This is a genomic window from Lentibacillus persicus (assembly GCF_900112705.1).
Classification (GTDB): domain Bacteria; phylum Bacillota; class Bacilli; order Bacillales; family Amphibacillaceae; genus Lentibacillus; species Lentibacillus persicus.
The window spans coordinates 1-16,541 of the sequence record NZ_FOMR01000012.1 but is presented as its reverse complement, the minus strand read 5'-3'; the positions used below and the strand labels follow the sequence as shown (position 1 = coordinate 16,541).

The 16,541-nt window shown below is 40.8% G+C and carries 19 protein-coding genes; all 19 read right to left on the bottom strand.

Translation table 11 applies throughout. From position 1 onward, the window contains the following. Positions 1-289: 289 nt before the first annotated feature. The 19 genes from BMZ22_RS14050 to BMZ22_RS13960 all read right to left on the bottom strand — a co-directional run bounded on the left by BMZ22_RS14050 (position 290) and on the right by BMZ22_RS13960 (position 16,496). Positions 290-934, bottom strand: a complete 645-nt coding sequence (locus BMZ22_RS14050; RefSeq protein ID WP_090086734.1) for a transporter — start codon at positions 932-934, stop codon at positions 290-292. 94 nt (positions 935-1,028) lie between these two features. Next, positions 1,029-1,304, bottom strand: coding sequence for a GNAT family N-acetyltransferase (locus BMZ22_RS14045; RefSeq protein WP_090086732.1), 276 nt, complete (start codon positions 1,302-1,304; stop codon positions 1,029-1,031). 69 nt (positions 1,305-1,373) lie between these two features. Further along, entirely contained in the window at positions 1,374-2,312 is a 939-nt protein-coding gene (gene cyoE, locus BMZ22_RS14040) for a heme o synthase (RefSeq protein WP_090086731.1), read from the bottom strand. 167 nt (positions 2,313-2,479) lie between these two features. Continuing rightward, complete coding sequence (locus BMZ22_RS14035; RefSeq protein ID WP_090086729.1) at positions 2,480-3,232, bottom strand: GNAT family N-acetyltransferase; 753 nt, start codon at positions 3,230-3,232, stop codon at positions 2,480-2,482. 117 nt (positions 3,233-3,349) lie between these two features. After that, positions 3,350-4,324: a glycine betaine ABC transporter substrate-binding protein gene (locus BMZ22_RS14030; RefSeq protein WP_090086727.1), complete on the bottom strand. Its 975-nt coding sequence runs from the start codon at positions 4,322-4,324 to the stop codon at positions 3,350-3,352. Between the two features lie 29 nt (positions 4,325-4,353). Then, positions 4,354-5,013, bottom strand: a complete 660-nt coding sequence (locus BMZ22_RS14025; protein WP_090086725.1) for a cysteine hydrolase family protein — start codon at positions 5,011-5,013, stop codon at positions 4,354-4,356. Next, positions 5,000-5,560, bottom strand: a complete 561-nt coding sequence (locus tag BMZ22_RS14020) for a GbsR/MarR family transcriptional regulator (RefSeq protein WP_090086724.1) — start codon at positions 5,558-5,560, stop codon at positions 5,000-5,002. The genes BMZ22_RS14025 and BMZ22_RS14020 overlap by 14 nt, the downstream gene beginning before the upstream one ends. A gap of 210 nt (positions 5,561-5,770) precedes the next feature. Further along, the gene (locus tag BMZ22_RS14015; RefSeq protein ID WP_090086722.1) at positions 5,771-7,030 is read right to left on the bottom strand and encodes a YeeE/YedE family protein; all 1,260 of its coding nucleotides are present in this window, start codon (positions 7,028-7,030) and stop codon (positions 5,771-5,773) included. Positions 7,031-7,174: 144 nt separating this feature from the next. Then, on the bottom strand, positions 7,175-8,131 hold the full coding sequence (locus tag BMZ22_RS14010; protein WP_090086720.1) for a tRNA dihydrouridine synthase: 957 nt from the start codon (positions 8,129-8,131) through the stop codon (positions 7,175-7,177). A gap of 173 nt (positions 8,132-8,304) precedes the next feature. Continuing rightward, entirely contained in the window at positions 8,305-9,381 is a 1,077-nt protein-coding gene (locus BMZ22_RS14005; RefSeq protein ID WP_090086718.1) for a M20 family metallopeptidase, read from the bottom strand. 24 nt (positions 9,382-9,405) lie between these two features. Continuing rightward, complete coding sequence (locus BMZ22_RS14000; protein ID WP_090086716.1) at positions 9,406-10,452, bottom strand: ATP-grasp domain-containing protein; 1,047 nt, start codon at positions 10,450-10,452, stop codon at positions 9,406-9,408. A 518-nt stretch (positions 10,453-10,970) separates the two neighbouring features. Beyond that, a complete protein-coding gene (gene rlmD / locus BMZ22_RS13995) occupies positions 10,971-12,365 on the bottom strand; it encodes a 23S rRNA (uracil(1939)-C(5))-methyltransferase RlmD (RefSeq protein ID WP_090086714.1) in 1,395 nt (464 codons plus the stop codon). A 686-nt stretch (positions 12,366-13,051) separates the two neighbouring features. Further along, positions 13,052-13,303, bottom strand: a complete 252-nt coding sequence (locus BMZ22_RS13990) for a hypothetical protein (protein ID WP_090086712.1) — start codon at positions 13,301-13,303, stop codon at positions 13,052-13,054. 147 nt (positions 13,304-13,450) lie between these two features. Further along, positions 13,451-13,654: a hypothetical protein gene (locus tag BMZ22_RS13985; RefSeq protein WP_090086710.1), complete on the bottom strand. Its 204-nt coding sequence runs from the start codon at positions 13,652-13,654 to the stop codon at positions 13,451-13,453. A gap of 118 nt (positions 13,655-13,772) precedes the next feature. Then, positions 13,773-13,964: a hypothetical protein gene (locus BMZ22_RS13980; RefSeq protein WP_090086708.1), complete on the bottom strand. Its 192-nt coding sequence runs from the start codon at positions 13,962-13,964 to the stop codon at positions 13,773-13,775. A 127-nt stretch (positions 13,965-14,091) separates the two neighbouring features. After that, on the bottom strand, positions 14,092-14,340 hold the full coding sequence (locus BMZ22_RS13975) for a hypothetical protein (RefSeq protein ID WP_090086706.1): 249 nt from the start codon (positions 14,338-14,340) through the stop codon (positions 14,092-14,094). Positions 14,341-14,816: 476 nt separating this feature from the next. After that, on the bottom strand, positions 14,817-15,344 hold the full coding sequence (locus tag BMZ22_RS13970; RefSeq protein WP_090086704.1) for a hypothetical protein: 528 nt from the start codon (positions 15,342-15,344) through the stop codon (positions 14,817-14,819). A 63-nt stretch (positions 15,345-15,407) separates the two neighbouring features. Next, complete coding sequence (locus BMZ22_RS13965) at positions 15,408-15,833, bottom strand: hypothetical protein (RefSeq protein WP_090086702.1); 426 nt, start codon at positions 15,831-15,833, stop codon at positions 15,408-15,410. A gap of 111 nt (positions 15,834-15,944) precedes the next feature. After that, positions 15,945-16,496, bottom strand: coding sequence for a YcxB family protein (locus BMZ22_RS13960; RefSeq protein WP_090086700.1), 552 nt, complete (start codon positions 16,494-16,496; stop codon positions 15,945-15,947). Positions 16,497-16,541: the final 45 nt, after the last annotated feature.

Here is a 16,541-nt window from a genome sequence, read left to right as displayed (position 1 = left end):
TCGTCTCTCTTTTACTATAAGCAAGTTTTATGAAAGTTTGATGAAAAAAGGAAAAGATATGAATGTTTTTCTCGTTATAACTATGTTAAGGGGAGCTTACTTATACGAAGAATCTCGTGGAATAGGAATCCTTAAGGGGAATTACAGCGATTATCGGTAAAACTACAGCGATTTTGAAAGAATCTACAGCAATCATGGAGCAATCTACAGCGATTCTTAGCCCAACTACAGCGGACCGCTGAAGACTACAGCGATTCCCGGGTAAACTGCAGCGAACCGCTATAGTATTTTAATTTTTGGCTTCCCGCCGTTCATCCGAATTCGTTTTCCGCCGGTGTGTAAATCGTTTAAACACGACGTCCAATTTATTAAACACCCATTGCAGGGCAAGTCCCTGGAGGGCAATACCAAGAACCGACACAACTGTCAGTGTCGCTACCGAAATGGCTTGTTCGATTTCAAAGATCCGATGGCCAAAAAAGAGTAAATAACCCGTCACGACATATAATGCATCCACGTAAGTATCCACTGATTGTTCTGCTTTTTGGAGCAGAAAGCCTTCAGCTAAGAGTAGTATCACAACAATGGATAAAATCAATGATTTAGATTGAACGGTGAGTTTTTCGATATAAGGCACGACATAGTATTTCGTAATCGTTTTAATCCTGAATAAATAGATAATCCGTACGACTCTCGCAACCTGAAAAAACTGGTCGAATGGAATAATAGCGATTAATAGAAAAGGGTTTTGTTTAATGAAGTCCCACTTTGCTTTCGCCATAACAAAACGGACCGTAAAATCCGCAAAGAATACTCCCCAGACAATCCAGCTGAGTGTCGAATTATAGGTATCCTCTGTCCATATGGTTATGATCGTAAGCATCACGAGTAAAATCATTATGCTTTCATAAATAATTTGTGCCACTTTTTGCATGGTTTGTCCCTCTTCCAGCTTAATCATTCTCTATTATATTATATTAAAAAAGCCAGGGAAGCGTAACCCCGGCAACTGTTCACCATACTGACTGCTATCCAGCCAGCACGTCATGATATTCAGGTGTTTTTTCCATTTTTTTCTTGGTGTATTCGCATGTCGGATCAATCTTTTTTCCTTCATCGCGTGCAAAATTCACCATTTTTTCAACCAGCTTGCCTGCTATGCCTTCACCGCGGAGATCTTCTGACACATAGGTATGGTCAACATTCAGCGTGTCAGCATCGACATCAATATACGTTATTTCGGCTTTGGGATCTTCTTCATCCCCAATGTAAAACTTATGGTCACCTTTTTTAATGTCTGCCATAACAAGCGCCTCCTTTTCCATTTAGTTTCATATTCCCCGATATAACCATAATTTAATCTTAACTGTTACTCAGTACAACGGCAATGTGACTGCAATTGCCGCTACAAAAATAACCATTAAATAGTTAACGGACACCATAAACATCTTGTCCGCCCATTTACGGGTGTTTTCAGTGAAGAGGCCGCTGAATGCCAACACAAGATAGCCAAGGTTCAGCACTGTAGCAATCACTACAAACGCTGTGCCGAGTGAAAACAAATAAAACGGGAGCGGCAAAAGACATGCAATATAAATAACCATCTGGCGTTTTGTTATTTCCAACCCATGCACGACCGGAAGCATTTTTACATTAGCCGCCTTGTACTCATCATATTTTCGTATGGCAATCGCAAACGTGTGCGGCATCTGCCAAACAAAAATAATGAGTGCCAGAACAATCGGAACAATGTGTGAAGCGGGTTCCAGCGCCGCCCAGCCAATCAATGGTGTGACAGCACCTGAAATACTTCCAATCACGGTGTTCAGCGTATAGCGGCGTTTTGACCACATTGTGTAAAGTACAACGTAAGTAAACCATCCGATGAAGGCATAAATAACCGCCTCAAGGGTTGTGAACGATAACAGCAACAATCCAAGCACAGTCACTGCAACAGCAATTCCAAGCACTGTTTGAAGCGAAATACGGCCGGTCACTGTTGGCCGTGATTTCGTCCTGTCCATAATGGTGTCAATATCAACATCGTACCAGTTATTAAAAACAAGTGCACCTGCCATCACCAGCGTACTGCCAACAAGCGTCAATAATAACATATCAAGGTTAGATGCAAATGAAGCTTCAGTAAAATATAAAGCAAGCCAGAAACCAGCAAAAACCGGAACGGCATTCGCAATCAGGACAGGAATTTTGAAGAGTGATTTCAAATCCGCCGCCAGGGATGACGATTTTTCTTTGTCTGTTGCATCTCCAGCATTTTTTATATTTGATGAGGTGACAATTTGCCTGCTCATCCAATTCATCCTTTCAAAGACAACCAAAAACAAGGATCCGTTATACCAAAACGTGTCCTTTTTTTGTATGTGCAAAATCAGCTTGTCTCAGCTTTTTTTCCGAGACATATCTGTTATTATTATAGCATTTTTCGACTGTTTATGCCTGCCTTCACACAATTGTCACCCTAGTCGATTCTTAACGCCTCGTATTTAAAACCTAAATACTGGTAGTTTTGCCGCTGGTACATTTCCCTGGGCGTGTCCTCTCCGTCTGCCACCAAAATTATCATTCGGTCGTAAAATTTACTCATGACAAATTGCTGCAATCGCCCGCCGATTCCTTTTCGCTGCAGCGATTCGCTTACTGCCAGATCATCGATTTCCACGAAGTCATCTGAGAGAATTACATTCATCGTGCCGGCCGGTTGCCGCTGACAATAGGCAATCACTTTCATATTGTCATCATCATCAAACTGCTTTTTATTCAGATTGATCTTTTCATTAGCAAATATCTCGCCATTCTGCTTATCATTTTCATACTGTAGCCGGATATAATCATCTAAATTATCTCCTGTTACTTCTTTAACTTGGATGTCCGGATTATTTGTGAGTGCCGGAAAATCCTCCGGCCTGATGGCATATAATTCCGTGAACCCGACATCATAACCATTGTCGTCGAGAAATTTTACCAGCCCTGGGCCTGGTTTTTCATTTTCCGGAAATTCAAACTTTAAATGCGTTTGGTTATGTTGTTTGTGAAATTGTTGCAACAATGCTTCTGTCTGCTTAAACTCTTCCAAAGAAGGCATTTGTTTGAAATCAATAAAATTACTGTCATACCTGATCAGCATTTCGGGGTAATGATAGTGTCTGTACAGTGCATTCGCTTCAATAACGTGCCCGATTGTTTCGATGTTTTGAAATGTTGGTTTTTTCATATGTATTCCCCTTCTATTATAACTCATATTATTATAGCAGATATCATAGCCAAGTTGATGTTTACATAAAAAAGCAGAAACCACCGCAACGTGGTTCCTGCTTCTTTAAATATTTACTTATTCTGTTCCTTTTGTCCATTCACTGACGGTATCCTGGTTGTTGCTGACCCATTCTTCGGCAGCTTGTGCCGGTTCCATGCCGTCATTAATTTTTACCATTACTTCACCGATTTGCTCTTTTGACCATTTGAACTGGTCAAGGATTTTATGGGCTTTCGGTGCATCTTCTTCCAGCTGCGTCCGGACAATTGTATTGATATTATCAGGGTCGCCATAAATATTTTTCGGATCTTCAAGATATTTCAAATCATATTCCGAGAAAGTCCAATGCGGAGACCATAGCGTCACTACAATCGGTTCTTCTTTCTCAATTGCGTCGCCCAATGAAGCTGACATAGCGGCTGAAGAGCTCGCTTGAAGTGTCCAGTCATCAAGCCCGTATTCAGGCATAACTTCTTCTTCTGTCAGTTTCATCTGACCCGCACCGGGCTCGATTCCTGTAATCGTATAGTCTGTTTGATCACCGACTGAATTTGTGTTTTCTTTCAAGTCTTCAATCGATTCAACGTCCATATATTCAGGAACGACCAAGCCAAGCGGTGCTCCTTCCAGATTCGGCCCCAGATGCACCAAGTCTTCTTTATATTCTTCCCAGTAACTGGCATCCGTATGTGGCAGCCATACGCTAACCGTTGCATCCGCCGAACCATCAGAAACGCTCGTATACATCGCGCCGGAGTTCACTTGTTTTAACGTCACGTCATAACCGGCTTCTTCCAATACAACCTCCATAACATGGTTGCTGGCTACTGCTGATGACCACGCTACGTAAGGAATCGTTAATTCTTCCTGACCGATCTCACTGACAGCATCACCGTTTGACCCTTCGCTCGATTCTTCACTCGACGTTTCTTCTTCACTGTTGGCACCGTCGTTTTCGCTGCTTTCGTCATTGCCGCTTCCACATGCTGCAAGTACCATGAGCATTAGTATCAAGGCTGTTGTACCTAAAAATTTAATTCTTTTTAACACGCATTCGTCCTCCTCTTAGGATGTTAAATTTATTTGTTTAGCCTATTAAACGTTTCGCGCATATTTTCCGGGGTGAACTGCAATTGATCGGGATATGTTGATTCCCAGCTTTTGTACGATTCACCATTTAGTTTTTTAATCATTTCCGATGTGTCAAAAATCGCTAAGTCGTAGACCCAATTGGCCATTATCATAATTGAGGCCGTATGTGCGCCTTCATTGGTGGCGCCACACATATCTTTAACGAGATTCACTTGATAATCACGGAAGTAAGCATCGTATACAGATGTCATCAGACAGCCGTCCGTGACAAAGCCGCCCATGATCAAGTGCTCCACCCCCATATTGCTGAGCATCAAATCTAAACTTGTCTCATAGAAACCGCTCCAGCGGTACTTATCAATAACAATGTCCCCGTCTTCAGGCTTAATCTGATCAAAGATTTCTACCGCCTCGGTTCCATTATCGTAAAATACCGGTGTGCCCTTATCATTTAATGGTTCCTTGTTTGATAAGCCAATTGTATCTTCGCGGTTAATATGCCGCGTATAGATAATCGGAATGCCGATTTTTCGGCACGCAGCGATTAACTGTTCTGTATTTTTGACGACTGAATCAACATTCTCGATACCAAATTCACTTTCTTTCTGCATATCGATTAAAACAAGTGCTGTGTTACTCTTGTTCATTGTTGTCACCCCCTTCATATTTCGGAAAATAATCAAATATTTCACGTGACTCCATAGCATTGGCCAGCCGAAGCGTCCAGTCGAAATAAGTCATCGTGTTTTTGATATCCTCCAGGTCCCCTTTGGCCATCTCTCTTGCTTCTTCAGATTCACTATTTTCCGCAATATCCTTCAGCGTGCCTTCGACTTGTTCATTAGCACGCAATGTTATATTTCTTTCTTGTCTGAGCATCTTCGTAAAAAAAGCAAAAAAGTTTTTAAAGAAGTCTTTTTCAGCAATGTAGTGGTCTTTCCGATCCCCTTTTTTCCAGACTTTAATAACCATTTCTGTATCAAGAAGGTCTCTCAGTCCGGTGCTGACACTCCCCTTGCTCATTGCTACCTGGTCCTTGATCTCGTCAAGGTTGAGCGGTTTATCTGCAAAGTAAAGCACACCATAAATCCTGCCGACGGACGGTGTGACGCCATAAATTACCATCGTCTGGGCAATTGCACTAATGAGAATATCCCGCGACTCTTCAATTTTTTGAAAATCATTACTGGCCATTACAATCACCAACCTAAGCTCAGTATTATCAATCTGTATAATATGTTCAATTTGTTTTGAACAATTTAACCAAATTATACATTGCATTATCTATGTTGTCAAACGTCATTTCAGTTATTCCCAAGCGGTGGTTTAAAACCATAAAAAAAGACCGGTTCCGAATGAGAACCAGTCTTAATATGAGGGGCAGCAATTTGCTGCCGAATCGGTCTAGCAAAATGAATCTTTTGGTTTTGGGACCGATAAGCCAAATTTCGGTCTGAGATATAGCGCAATAAACGTCCCGGCTAGGGCCATAACACCCCAAATATAGCCGTGCAAACTGAATGAGGCGATGCCGCCGAAGTACGCACCGATATTACATCCGAACGCCAGGCGTGCACCGTAACCCATCAGCAACCCGCCAATAACGGAAGCTGTTGCATTTTTGCCGGTTATTTTGCTGAATTTGAATAATCCGCCGGCTGCTGATGCGAGAAAGGCACCAAGAATAACGCCCAGGTTAAGAACAGTCGTCGAATCAGCAAAAATGGAAGATTCCAATGCAGCTGCATTTGCCCCTTGCCAATACCCCCAGCTTGCGACATCAACGCCAAAGAACTGCGCCACTTTGGACCCCCACAGGGCAAATGCCGATGTTATTCCCCACGGCGTGCCTCGGGTCATTAACGTCAATGCATTAAGAACTGCCAGCACAATCGCTGCAGCAAATAATGGCCAGGAACCGCGCAATAGTCGTTTCCAGCCCGCAGCTGACGGTTTTGGCGCCATTCTCGGCGGCCGTTTCTTCTTTTCCACCACAAGCGTAATCCAGGCAATCACGCCAAACAATACGAGGGATAACAGCCAGGCACCACCATAGCCGAACCCGGTTGAGGTTGCGAGCGATACCGGTTCAAAAGCCGGAAGATCTTCTGTCCAGAACGGTAAGTGATGGGCTCCAATCGTTGCGCCGACAATAAAAAATAATAGCGTGATAAACATGACAGAGCGCCCTCCGCCGACTGCATAAAGTGTGCCAGACGCGCACCCGCCGCCAAGCTGCATCCCGACACCAAACATAAAGGCGCCGACTAAAAGACTTACACCAACAGGTGAGACATACCCGGAAACACTCTCACCGAAAAATGACGTGCCGAATGCCAAAATCGGTGCAAATAAAGTAACAGCGACTGCGAGCATTAACATGTGTGACCTTAGCGCCTTGCCGTTTCCGACCGACGCCAGCCTGCGAAATGCCGAAGTGAACCCAAATCGGGCATGGAATAACGTATATCCCAACAATAAACCAATGACGAGCAGCAGCGGCTGCATGCTATTCTGTGTGGCCATCAAATAGACCATTAAGATCGCTCCGACGGTAAGACCTCCCACAATCAGCGGCGTTTGCGGTTTATTTAAATCCGTGCTTTTCTGTTGCACAGGATCTTTTACATCATTTATCGGTTGTACGTTTGTTGCTTCAGCCATATAAACCTCTCTTTTCCTATAAATTTTGTAAGGATTTAACCATAATAATAAATGCTGACATATTTTCTGTCAACATTAAAAAATATGGACAGGTCCATACCCCACGGGGGGTCATCACCTGTCCGTTCATAATAACCAGTTTATTCATCCAAATTGATCGAGCAGTGTTCGGACCTCGTTTGTTGATTCTGTCATCATTAATTGATTTCTTAGTTCACTCGCGCCTCGAAAGCCGCGGACATATATCTTAAAAAAACGGCGGAGCGGTTTAAATTGGCGCGGCTCCAATTCGGTTGAATATTTATCAAAAAGATCAAGGTGCAACCTCAAAAGATTAAGTAATTCCTGGCTGCTGTGCTCTCTCGGTTCCTGTTCAAACGCAAACGGATTTTTAAATACTCCCCGTCCGATCATAACCCCGTCAACACCGTATTGATGCACGAGTTCGAGACCGGCACTGCGATCAGGAATGTCGCCGTTAATCGTCAACAATGTACCCGGTGCCACTTCATCACGGAGTTTCTTAATTTCCGGGATGAGCTCCCAATGCGCATCCACTTTACTCATTTCTTTTTTTGTACGCAAATGAATGGAAAGGTTAACGATGTCTTGTTTCAATAAGTGGGTCAGCCAGTCACGCCATTCATCAACATACGTATAACCCAGTCTTGTTTTCACACTGACGGGCAATCCGCCTGCTTTAGCTGCCTGAATTAATTCAGCTGCCACATCTGGCCGGCGGATAAGACCGCAGCCCTTCCCTTTGGTTGCTACATTCGGCACGGGACAGCCCATATTAATATCCAGACCTTTGAATCCCTGTTCAGCCATGCCAATACTCATTTGTCTGAAGTATTCGGGTTTATCTCCCCATATATGTGCCACCATCGGCTGCTCATCTTCAGTAAATGTCAGCCGTCCGCGCACACTTTGACGGCCTTCCGGATGACAATAACTTTCAGAGTTCGTAAACTCGGTAAAAAACACATCAGGTCTTGCTGCTTCACTTATGACATGGCGAAATACAACGTCCGTTACATCTTCCATCGGAGCCAGGACAAAAAACGGACGAGGTAAATGACGCCAAAAATTAGCTTCCATAGTCAAACCCTCTCATTATGCAAATAGAAATCTACCTTTACACTTATACCATGATTAAACATATTTTATCAATTGATTAAGCGTGTTTTGAAAAACACATATAAAAAGAAGTATGTGTGCTTCACCATACACATCATACTCCCTTTTCGTAAATTCTTTTGAACAAAATAATTTTAGCCATGGCTGCCGTTTAATAAGAATTCTTTTAATACTTTTTGGTATTCTCTGACAGAATCTACGTAAACGAGTTCTTTTTCGCCATGCCAGTCGTGTCCCACAGGTCCAAATTCAACGGCGGCGCCTCCATATTTAGTAAAGAACTGGCCGTCACTTGATCCGTGCTGGCCAAAAATCGCCACCTTTTCAAGGTCGGTTTGATTTGTTACTGACGTTTTCAGAGCTTGTACATATGGGTTATCTTCTTCTGTTTTGACCGGGGGGTTGTGCATATGGATTGTTACGTTTCCTTCGATTATCGCTTGGATCTGTTTAAATATCTCGTCAGGTGATTGTTCCGGTAAATACCTGATATCAAGTGACATCTCACATGCGGCCGGTACCTTATTATAAACCGTTCCACCTTTTATTTTAGCGAAATTAATGGATGGTTTTCCATACATAGGTTCGGCAGTCTCTGTTGCAAAAGGAAGCTTGAGAATATCCTCAAAAAGGTTATATGCCTTCGTAATGGCGTTATCGCCTTCCCATGGGCGGCTTCCATGTGCAGGCTCTCCACGGATGGTGAAATCAAGCTGCAATACGCCCTTCGATTGAATGGCAATTCCCATGCTTGTCGGTTCACCACATATGATAAATTCGCCAACATAACCATTATCTGTTAAATACTTTGTCCCGTTAATGCCGCCAACTTCTTCATCAGGTACGATTTGCAACATGACCTTCGATGTTATATCTCTGTCTTTCAGCTGTGCAACGGTCTCCATCATTGATGCTACGCCTGCTTTCATATCAACAGAGCCACGGCCATACATTTTTCCTTCGTTAATATATGGTTCGAACTGCTCTTCCTCTCCTTCGACAACATCTATATGACCATTTAAAACGATTGTGTTATCACCTTGGCCAATCTCACAAACTAACATGTGGAACCCGTTATTCTCGATTCTTTTAACGGTAAGACCCCGGTTTTCCAGCCATTCTCCACAAAAATCGATTGCTTCGTTCGCTCCTTCTTTGGTGGAACTATCTATTTCAATCAGTTTTTCCAGTAATGGGATTGGATCACCCATGTTAACCCTCCTATCCATCTGTTCCTACTTAAATTCTTCGCTGACCTTTTGTACATCTATCGGCACAACAATGTCATGGCGGGCCAGTTCTATATCTGAATCTTGTTCCAGCCAATCTTCATTTATCTCTTCACCAGCCGCCAGTGCAATGATCGCGGCCGGTATATCCGCTCCTGCCTGATGAGTGAACGCATAGCCTCCGCCGAAACGCGGATTAATATCAATGACATAATAATCCGTGCCATCGTAATAGACGTCGGCATTCACATAGCCGGCATGCCCAAGGTTTTCCCCGGTCCTTTTCGCAATACTTACCAATTCAGGGGTGTTTACGGTAATACAGCGATCAACATCTCCGCCCCTCATATCCAATTGCTTTCGAATAAAGGAAGCAAGAAAATTTCCATCCAGGTCATTGAACATATCGACACTGAACTTTTCGCCTTCAATCACTTCCTGTATAATGACATTATCTTCCGGTTTTTTATTTGTAACATCATTTAACGGTGTATCTTCAATCGTGCGTGCGGCATGCTGGTAAGCAAACTTCATGTCTTCCACAGTATTGACGAATTCAATTCCAATTGATGCGGATCCATTTCGTGGCTTTACAATTAATGGAAAAGATACCTCTTCGTTTTCCAGTGCCCTCTCAGCATCCTCCAGTCTGATATATGAGCGGGGGGCCATAACGTCGAAAGTTTTCAGCAATTCACGGTACTTTCCCTTATCCCGTACTCTGTCAATAATCTCGGGATCCGGCGCAAATACGGAAACGCCTAATTGTGTAAGTTCTTCCTTATGTGCAGATAGTTTAGGCACTTCCCAATCGTTTAAGGGGACAAGACAATCCACCTTATGTTGCCTGCAAATATTGAAGATAGCATCGATGAAACGGGAATCGGTTTGATGCGGGATAACATAGTTTACGTCGCCCGCTTGAAGGGATGGCGCATTCCCCTCGGGGTCTGCGACAATTACTTTTCCATCCATACCTGCATCTTTCAGAGCTTCTTGAAAAAATTGTACAAAGTCTATTCTTCTTGCTGTCGATGTCAGTAAGATATTCATGGTTGACACACTCCTCATCATTTAATGGACTTTCGTTAAGAAAAGCCTTCCAGGAATTTGAATTAATGAAAGGCTTATCCGGATTTCATTATTGCTTCACTTTTAATATTTCATGGAAGCAGAACCTACCATTATTCCTGCTTCAATAAAGGCTTTTCCCACAGATACTGTTGCTTATAACATATCACGGAATCATTACACAGTTTCTTGCCCGCTTCAGTTGGGTAAGTGCAAGCTGCAAAACAGCAATCTTTAATAAAAGAGCCTTAATAAATGACATTCTCAACCTAATGAAATTTGGATTAATATACAATATCCCAAAGGAATCAACTTGAAACGTGAGAAAAAAAAGACATGCGGATGCTCCAGCAGGGGAGACTCTTTTCAGTGGCATTGTACCTCGCATTATCCGAATCATGCAGGGCTAATTTATGGATAAGTAAAAAAACCCCTGAAATCGCAATTTATCGCACGAATTCAGGGTTGGCTCGGCAACTATTTATTTTTGCCGGCGAGCGTTAAACCTGGGTAGACACATCCCTCTTCAACCAGCACACTGCTTCAACATGGTGTGTCTGCGGGAACATATCAACCGGCTGGACTTCCTGGGTGACATAACCGCCATCTTCCAGAATGCGCAAATCGCGTGCCAGCGTTGACGGATTGCATGAAACATAGACAATCCGCTTCGGTTTCATGCCGAGCATTGCTTTGAGCAGTTCTTCGTCACAGCCTTTTCTTGGCGGATCTACAACAATTACATCAGGCTCGAGGCCTTGAGCCGTCCACCACGGCATGACTTTCTCCGCTTCACCGACATAGAATTCTGCATTGGTAAACCCATTCATTCGGGCATTTTCTTTTGCGTCGGTGATAGCTTCAGGCACAACTTCCACGCCATAAACTTTCTTTGCTTCCTTTGCCATAAACAATGAGATGGTCCCGATGCCGCAATAAGCATCAACGACCGTATCATTAATGCCGACATTCGCATACTCCAAAGCCTTGTCATATAACTTCTTCGTCTGAGGCGGGTTAACCTGGTAAAATGATTTGTCAGAGATTTTAAAAGTGATATCACCAATCTTATCGTAAATATAGCCCTCTCCCCAGATAGTCTTTGATTTTTTACCCCAAATCGAATTTGTCTGCCGGTCATTAATGTTATGCACGATTGATTTGATGTGCGGGTAAGTTTTGCTCAATTCATCAACCAGCTCGTCCTGATGCGGCAAATCGGGTGTCCGTGTGATAATGACAATCATCGTATCGTTTGTCGCTTCACCCGTTCGTACGACAATATGCCTTAATACACCCGTGTCGTTCTTTTCGTCATAGGCAGGGATGTTAAATCGGTCAGCTATTCGGCGCACCGCTTCAACCATCCGGTCGTTTACCTCATCCTGGATGTTGCATGTTTCCATACCTTCAATAATCCGGTGGCTCCGCTTCTGATAGAAACCTGTCATCAATTCACCGTCAGCTTTTTCACCGACCGGCATCTGCACTTTATTGCGGTAGCGCCACGGGTCTTCCATGCGGATAATCGGATGAACGGGCACTGATTCAAGATGGGCGATTTTTTTCATGGCATTTTTAACCTGTTCTTGTTTCATGTTAAGCTGCATATCGTAACTCATATGCTGCAGCTGACAACCGCCACATTTATAATACACATCGCACGGCGGTTCAACACGCTCCTCGCTGGATTTCTTCACATTAAGCAGCTTCCCGAACCCAAAATTTTTATTCACTTTAACAACTTTCACGTCGCCTTCTTCACCGGGGAGTGCATAGGGAACAAAGAGCGGGTAGCCGTTAATTTTCCCGACACCGCTTCCTTCATGGGTCAAATCTTCAAATTTCAATCTAACTGTTTCGTTCTTTTTCACTGGTGCTGCTTTTTTTGTCATTATGATCTTCCTTTTCGTCCATCTTTGTGGTTGTCATGATACCATACCCGTCCTCTTAAATAAAAAGACTGCCATTAAAGTTAAGAAGTTCAGCTCCAGTAGAGAAAAGTGCTATTAGCGAGCGGGAAAATGCACCATCCGGTTTCATTTTCACCTGCAAATTAACATTATAAATAGCAAACAAAACTCATTACATTTTTTGTTTGCAAGCTGTTTTTTCGTGTTATAATAAACATAGAAACAGTAATAAGACATAAACTAATAAAAGACCGAAGATACGGCAATATCTCCGGTCAGCAATTAATCGCTCCCCTTCAAGAGGGGGTCAGCGCGAGTAAGAATATAGACCTCACCCGTTCGCTAAAACTCAGGGAGGTCTATTTCTTATGGTCTATAATCGTTACAACAAGTGTTGCAAACGCGATTATTAGAACCATTGTCTTTAGAAAAACTTGACTTTCACAAATATAATAGTGAAAGTCTTAGCTTTTCTTATAAGGTCAACCATAACTTACATTTTTGACCTTGCAAAAATAGACAAGGCAACACTCCCTTTTGTTATAGCGTATCGTACGACACTACAACCAACAGGAATGCGCTGTCAATACCAAGTTTGGCTCAAATACTCCAATCGACTGGAAAGACCTAATTCATTTATTCCTGACTTGCGACCGTTTGCGGAAGATTTATATTTTATTCTGAAGATATTTTAGCCCCTGCTCTTGATTGTAAATACGTCCACTTGTACGATCTTCCTGACTTTTCTGTACTTGACGAATGAGTTCCTTATCCCGAGTAAATAGGTCTAAATCAGATTGGTCAATGGCTTCTCTTTCCCGTTTCATGTTTAGATAACCGATAAAATCATATACTTCAGGTGCATCATCTTCGTGAATAAAGTCAATTAACTGTTTTAGCTCTTCACGGTTAACACTCATTTCAAACACCGCCTTGTATTTACTAACACCATTATATCATCGGATACATCATTTACATAACTCATCCTGATGTCAAAATTTCGTCCCCTGTTTAATTGTTTATCATTGTTCAACTCTTGCGCCTTATAACGGAATAACACGTGTAAGTTAATTTTCTTGAGATTTGGGTATGAAGTAATTTAAAGGTCCGGCAAAAATTAATCCTGCAGCAACTATACCTAAGAAAACTGCCGAATATGAAAGTAATTCAATGTCACGACCTAAAAAGTAATCTGTAATAATGCGAAGAAAGGTAATAATAACTGGAAATCCAAGTGACCAAAATAACATTATTTTCAAACCTTTAGACATCACACTTGCCCCCTTATTTAATCCCTTTTATATGGATCAACTCTAATAGATGCCTTCTTCCGCGAATGCGCCCCCGTTTTAGGAATTACGTTCTTTAATCGTAAGGCCCAAAATGCTTTTAATCAGCACCTTTAGTTTTCCTGAAAAAATTTGAAGCAATTAATAAAATTACCCCAATGATAATTAGAGGCATTGCTATCACGGATAGTGAGTCTGGTGCATCTTCAAGCAACTCAAATGCAATGCCAAATGCGCTTAGAAATGTCCCAATATAATACAATGATCTGCCCATATTATTATGTTTTTTCATCGAAAATCCACCCATTCGCTTTCGTAAGTGCTATTCAACTAAATGGCTCTTATATGCGATATTGACACGATTTCTTATTAGTGAATCGCGCCCGTTTGCAGTATAAGTTATTATTTTTTAGACATATTTAAGAAGTACCACCAATCATCCAAAATACAGCAAATAATAATATTAAAAAGCCGAGCAAAAGAAGTAAACCGTTTATAAAAAGGGCGAATTTTCCTAACAAACCTGATTCTCTTTTAGTGCTAATTGCACCAAAAACCGTGCCCAATAAAGCGAATACAAAGGAAAATGCTATTGGATACAATGGTTCAGCACCAAAATAAGGAACTATCACTAACAATGGACATATAGCTGCCAAGTATTTAAACATTTGCTCCCTCCCTTCAAATTAAGCAGCCTTTAGTTTTATTTATTGACATAAATCGTTTCCGTCTTTTTGACTGCTTAAAGACCAAGAAAATTGGACTGCTAAGCCCAGCATTATTCAATTTTTGCGCCCATTTCTTGAATGTCTACATTTGTGTAAGATGTTTTTTAGCAGTTAATAATTTAGCAGTTATTCCTGATATAAGCGATAACAAAGTATACAATACAGCCCGAAACCAAAATGAAGAATTAAATACTGTTAAATACCGCAAAAATGGCAGCTATTGCAATAATGCCAGGTGTTATATAAATTTTTTTAAAGATAAAATATCCAATGACACCTAGGACCAGAGAAACTATAGGAAAGACAAAGAAGACAAGCAAAATAAATGGAAACATACTCATCTGCCTTTTCTCCTTTCTGAATTTTATTTTGTTCAAATGTAACATAAGATTTTCCATTTAATTAGAAAACATAAGCTACTCTATTCTAAGAAGAATTCTAAAAACGTAATGACGTAATAACCAAAGAAGAAGTTCAATGCCTGAATTATTAAGAAAACAACCAAAATAATTACAAAGTTTCTTATAGTTGATTGTCTTATTTGCAGGTAATAACCTATCGCCCATATAACGTAAATAAGCATAATATGTATGTGTTCGGATATGTAGGGATCTTGTTGAGGAGCAAAATGCAATCCGAAGAACGCAAAAAAAACCTAATGCTAATAAACCAACAAGTAATATAATATTTGTTATATGAATTGTTTTTTTGATAATTACAGAATCGTTTAATATAATTCCTGCGATTAATTCAACAATGGCTAAGCTCAATACATATAAACCAATTGCAAAACTAATCGAAAAAAGTGATAAAATTCCCAAAACAATATGGAAAACTGCGGAAATATATAGTCCTATTGGCTTTTTTGCAAACACACTATAAACTGCATAGATTACTCCAGATACTGCTAGACCGGTAGCAAGCCAAATAGTCCAAGATGACATCCGAATCCCCCCTTTTGAAATGGCCTGCTTCAAAAGGACGCACTATTAGAATACCGCGCCCGTTTAACGAAGAGTGGGATTTTCAAATATTAGTGAGATATGATAAAAAATTAATGCTGCGGTCACACCAGTAAAGGAAAAGAATTTAAAATTTAATATCATCTCACCAGATAACATTACCGGTATAAAGACTATCAGGAATCCAGCAAAACCATAAAGGAATAAATTTAAAAAATATAGCTTGGGTTTTGAGATTATGGATAGTTTTTGAACTATTTTCTCAATAAGGAATGAAATTGGAATACCAAATATTAAATAAGCCGGCAACAAATAAAATAAGCCTATCATTACTAAATCTAGAAACGGATCCTCAGATGAAAAAGACCATATTAAAATAAGAATAATGACAGATATTAAAGCAACACCTATTTTCTTACAAAATTTAATCAAATTTCTGAGGATGTATACGTGATACAGGTTAAAGTCCATAAATTATCCCCCCTCCCACAGTATTGCCCTTACAATATGGGCGCTGAGCCCTTATTCCTGATAAGCGCCCGATTGTATAATTATTACATTTACCTTTAGAGTTGAATGATTTTATAGCCATTTAGTTTTTTGGGTTGTAATGTTTTTACAGACAACCTGCTTAAATAATTCTTTTTGGTCTTCTGTTTCAAAAAACCTTTTAGGTAAAATAATTGCTTTAAATTTGGAAACATACAATAAATACATATTTTGGTGTTCATATATTGAGATAACGTCATCCCACTCATAATAAATATTTGAGTTGCTTCTTTTTTGATTAATCCCATCATCGCAAAATGTGTAAATAACTTCGCTTCTGATTTGTTGGTCACTTTTATATTCTGAGGTAGAACGGAAACGTATCACCAATCTAAACCAGAAATACATTAAAGTAGCAGCGATTAGAGACAAAATTAGTGCAAGGACTACTTGTATAAACAATAAATTCACACGTAATATATCTAAAAAAATTATTCGCATTGCGATGAACAGAAGCGGAGTAAAAAGTACAAATATTGTAATAAACGCTATTATTCCCAAGAATTTCAAATGATGAATTTGAAATTCTTTTATATCCTCGAAGCTGAGTGTACCTCTGACCGAAACATTTTCACTATTATTCAAAGAAAATTGCTCCTTATAAACCTTTTAAATTTTATCATACTTTTT

What these genes read in the sequence shown, in the direction of transcription:
- BMZ22_RS14050 (WP_090086734.1), bottom strand. Translation starts at nt 934, where the DNA reads ATGCAAAAAGTGGCACAAATTATTTATGAAAGCATAATGATTTTACTC.
- BMZ22_RS14045 (WP_090086732.1), bottom strand. Translation starts at nt 1,304, where the DNA reads ATGGCAGACATTAAAAAAGGTGACCATAAGTTTTACATTGGGGATGAA.
- cyoE (WP_090086731.1), bottom strand. Translation starts at nt 2,312, where the DNA reads ATGAGCAGGCAAATTGTCACCTCATCAAATATAAAAAATGCTGGAGAT.
- BMZ22_RS14035 (WP_090086729.1), bottom strand. Translation starts at nt 3,232, where the DNA reads ATGAAAAAACCAACATTTCAAAACATCGAAACAATCGGGCACGTTATT.
- BMZ22_RS14025 (WP_090086725.1), bottom strand. Translation starts at nt 5,013, where the DNA reads ATGAACAAGAGTAACACAGCACTTGTTTTAATCGATATGCAGAAAGAA.
- BMZ22_RS14020 (WP_090086724.1), bottom strand. Translation starts at nt 5,560, where the DNA reads ATGGCCAGTAATGATTTTCAAAAAATTGAAGAGTCGCGGGATATTCTC.
- BMZ22_RS14015 (WP_090086722.1), bottom strand. Translation starts at nt 7,030, where the DNA reads ATGGCTGAAGCAACAAACGTACAACCGATAAATGATGTAAAAGATCCT.
- BMZ22_RS14010 (WP_090086720.1), bottom strand. Translation starts at nt 8,131, where the DNA reads ATGGAAGCTAATTTTTGGCGTCATTTACCTCGTCCGTTTTTTGTCCTG.
- BMZ22_RS14005 (WP_090086718.1), bottom strand. Translation starts at nt 9,381, where the DNA reads ATGGGTGATCCAATCCCATTACTGGAAAAACTGATTGAAATAGATAGT.
- BMZ22_RS14000 (WP_090086716.1), bottom strand. Translation starts at nt 10,452, where the DNA reads ATGAATATCTTACTGACATCGACAGCAAGAAGAATAGACTTTGTACAA.
- rlmD (WP_090086714.1), bottom strand. Translation starts at nt 12,365, where the DNA reads ATGACAAAAAAAGCAGCACCAGTGAAAAAGAACGAAACAGTTAGATTG.
- BMZ22_RS13990 (WP_090086712.1), bottom strand. Translation starts at nt 13,303, where the DNA reads ATGAGTGTTAACCGTGAAGAGCTAAAACAGTTAATTGACTTTATTCAC.
- BMZ22_RS13985 (WP_090086710.1), bottom strand. Translation starts at nt 13,654, where the DNA reads ATGTCTAAAGGTTTGAAAATAATGTTATTTTGGTCACTTGGATTTCCA.
- BMZ22_RS13980 (WP_090086708.1), bottom strand. Translation starts at nt 13,964, where the DNA reads ATGAAAAAACATAATAATATGGGCAGATCATTGTATTATATTGGGACA.
- BMZ22_RS13975 (WP_090086706.1), bottom strand. Translation starts at nt 14,340, where the DNA reads ATGTTTAAATACTTGGCAGCTATATGTCCATTGTTAGTGATAGTTCCT.
- BMZ22_RS13970 (WP_090086704.1), bottom strand. Translation starts at nt 15,344, where the DNA reads ATGTCATCTTGGACTATTTGGCTTGCTACCGGTCTAGCAGTATCTGGA.
- BMZ22_RS13965 (WP_090086702.1), bottom strand. Translation starts at nt 15,833, where the DNA reads ATGGACTTTAACCTGTATCACGTATACATCCTCAGAAATTTGATTAAA.